Here is a 3,048-nt window from a genome sequence, read left to right as displayed (position 1 = left end):
TGGATGAAGCGCTTGGCTTCCAGGGTGGCGCCATCTGCGTGGCCCATGCCGGACAACAAGTGGCCAAAATCGGGCTGATCGACTTTGAAGAGCTTTTGCACCACGGCCGCGGTGAGCCCCACTTTTTTGCCGACGTGGCTTTCGCCCGCTTCGATGCGCCGCGCAATGGTTCGCAGCTGGATGCGGTAGGCGTCGTCGATGCCGATGCCGGGCACGCGGTCGGTCAGGGGGGCGAGCATGCGGTTGCCGCGCCAGGCATCGTAGAGTTCGTCGCCGAGCTCGTCGGTGAGCAGTTGGTTCAGGGACATGGTGGCCTTAAAGTTTGACGCAGACGTTGCGCAGTTCGGTGTAGAACTCCAGCGAATGTACACCGCCCTCGCGGCCGATACCCGACAAGCCCTGGCCACCAAACGAAGTGCGCAGATCGCGCAGGAACCAGCAGTTGATCCAGGTGATGCCGACGTTGATCTTTCCGGCCACGCGGTGGGCGCGGCTGAGGTCTTGCGTCCAGATCGTGGTCGCCAGACCGTAGGGCGAGTTGTTGGCCTGGGTGATGGCTTCTTCTTCGGTGTCGAAGGGTTGCAGGTGCACGCAAGGGCCAAAAATTTCTTCGGTCAACACGTTGGACTCGGGCGGCAAACCGGTCCAGATGGTCGGCTGCACCCAGTAGCCGTTCTGGTAGTGGGCGGGCAGCTGGGGGATGCCACCGCCGGCCACGATTTGCGCACCTTGCTCGCGGGCCTGGGCAAAGTAGCCCAATACCTTTTCATGGTGTTCGCGGCTGACCACCGGGCCCATGGTGGTGGCCGGGTCCATCGGGTCGCCGAACACAAAGCCTTCCGCCTTCTTCTTCAAGGCCTGGGTGAAGCGGTCGAAAATCGAGCGCTCCACATACACCCGCTCGGTGCCCAGGCAGACCTGCCCGGTATTGGCAAAGGCCGACCGGCTGATGCCGTCCACCGCCGCTTCAAAATCCGCGTCGGCAAACACCACGCCGGCATTTTTGCCGCCGAGCTCAAAGGACACCGGGCGCACGCCCTTGGCCGCGGCACGCATGATGGCTTCGCCGGTGCGGGTTTCGCCGGTGAAGGTGATGGCGTTGACGTCCGGGTGCTGGGTCAGCCATTCGCCTGCCGAGTCGGGGCCGAAGCCGTGCACGACGTTGTACACACCGGCCGGCACGCCGACGCTGTTCATCACTTCGCCCAGCAGGGTCGCGGTGGACGGGGTTTCTTCCGAGGGTTTGACCACCACGGTGTTGCCGCAGGCCAAGGCCGGGCCGACTTTCCAGGTCATCAACAGCAGCGGCAGGTTCCAGGGGCTGATGACACCGATCACGCCCTTGGGCACGCGGACGCCGTAGTTGAGCGCGCCACGGCCATCGGGCGTATCGAGGTGGAAGCTCTCGGTGGGCACGTTCTTGACGATGTCGGCAAAGGTCTTGAAGTTGGCCGCGCCACGCGGAATATCGATATGACCGGCGATGCTGCGTGGCTTGCCGGTGTCGGCAATTTCGGCCTGGAGGAAGTCGTCAAAGCGCCGGGCGATTTCGTTGGCCACCGCGTGCAGCATGGCGGTGCGCGCCTCCACCGCCATGCGCCCCCAGTCGCCACGAAGGGCTGCCTGGGCCGCCTTCACCGCTGCATCCACATCCGCGCGCGACGCTTCGTGGACTTCGCTCACGAGGGTGCCGTTGATCGGGTTGGTGTTCTGGAACCGGCGTCCAGAGCTGGCTGGAACGAATTCCCCTTGGATGAATAGTCGGGTTTGTGGTGTTGAGTTCATGAATCTTTGTGGGTAGGATGCTGCGACGCCATGGCGGCCGTGGCATGTCTCCATCGCCCGAGCGCAAACGCAAAGTGGGGTGCAGTTTGCAGGTGCTCGGGGCCGCTTGTCCATCCGGCTCGCGCAATGTGCACTATTTGCCCGTTGAATGGGTATGGCCGCTATGGTCGGTGGGCTTCAAGATGCGTTGGAACAACCATGAAACTGAACTCTCTCGACCTGAATCTGCTGTTGGTGTTCGACGCGATTCTGCGCACGGGCAGCGTGACCCAGGCGGCGGAGGACGTTGGTTTGACGCAGCCGACCATGAGCAATGCGCTGACCCGCCTGCGGGAATACTTCAACGACCAGCTGTTTGTGCGCACGCAGGGCGTGATGCAACCCACGCCGCTGGCGCTGCGCTTGTCGGTGCCGGTGCAAGAGGCTTTGCTGCAGTTGCGGCAGGCGCTGGAAGACAAGCGGCATTTTGATGCCGAAACTTCGGAGCGCTGTTTTCGGATTTGCATGACCGAGGTGGCGCAGCGCATTTTTCTGCCCAAACTGCTCAGCCACTTCCGCACCGAAGCGCCGCATGTCCAGATCGCCACGGTGGACATGCCGCCAGAAGCGACACAACTGGCGCTGGGCAGTGGTGAACTCGATCTCGCAGTGGGCTACTTTGCCGACTTCGGCCCCAATTTTTATGCGCAGCGCATCTTCCAGGAGCACTATGTCGCCATGTTGCGGCGCGGTCATCCGGCTGGAAGCAGCGGTGGCCTGAGCCTGTCGGCCTACCTGGGTGCTTTGCACATCGTGTACTTGCCGGCGGCGGCCAGCCACCAGACCTTGGAGACGGTGCTGGACCGGGAGTTTGCCCGGCACGACATCAAGCGCCGCGTGGGGCTGCGGGTCGCGCACTCGCTGGGTTTGTCGACCATCGTGGCGAGCACGGATCTGGTGCTCACCATTCCTTCGCGCCTGGCGCAGGACTTCTCCAACCTGGTCGACGTGCAGCTGTTCGAGTTGCCGCTCGATATCCCCCGCATCGACATCAAGCAGTACTGGCACGCGCGCTTCCATCGGGACCCGGCCATCCAATGGTTGCGGGCTCAGTTTCAGCACATTTTCAACGTCTGAGCAGCAGGCCTATTCAGTCGTTGAATAGCGCCAATTTGGCTTTTTGACTGGCTCTCCCAGGGCCCGGCGGCTAAGGTACCACCAGCCGTTTCAAGGCTGTCATAAGTCATAAGCACAGGTAGACACGTGATTCAACTGAACGATATT

Annotated in this window: 2 protein-coding genes and 1 pseudogene; 1 reads left to right on the top strand and 2 read right to left on the bottom strand. The window is 62.4% G+C overall.

The features are described from left to right. Positions 1 to 308: pseudogene (locus ABYB95_RS20445) on the bottom strand (2-oxopent-4-enoate hydratase); the annotation flags it as partial. Positions 309 to 315: 7 nt separating this feature from the next. Continuing rightward, positions 316 to 1,785, bottom strand: a complete 1,470-nt coding sequence (locus ABYB95_RS20440; RefSeq protein WP_372661195.1) for a 2-hydroxymuconic semialdehyde dehydrogenase — start codon at positions 1,783 to 1,785, stop codon at positions 316 to 318. A 198-nt stretch (positions 1,786 to 1,983) separates the two neighbouring features. Between ABYB95_RS20440 and ABYB95_RS20435 the strand changes: the two genes are divergently transcribed. Beyond that, complete coding sequence (locus tag ABYB95_RS20435; RefSeq protein ID WP_372661192.1) at positions 1,984 to 2,901, top strand: LysR family transcriptional regulator; 918 nt, start codon at positions 1,984 to 1,986, stop codon at positions 2,899 to 2,901. Positions 2,902 to 3,048: the final 147 nt, after the last annotated feature.

The sequence above is a fragment of the Hydrogenophaga sp. genome, from assembly GCF_041633695.1.
Lineage (GTDB): Bacteria > Pseudomonadota > Gammaproteobacteria > Burkholderiales > Burkholderiaceae_C > Hydrogenophaga.
This window is presented reverse-complemented; position numbering and strand designations above follow the sequence as displayed.

Coding starts and splice junctions, on each gene's coding strand:
- ABYB95_RS20440 (WP_372661195.1), bottom strand. CDS start 1,785: ATGAACTCAACACCACAAACCCGACTATTCATCCAAGGGGAATTCGTT.
- ABYB95_RS20435 (WP_372661192.1), top strand. CDS start 1,984: ATGAAACTGAACTCTCTCGACCTGAATCTGCTGTTGGTGTTCGACGCG.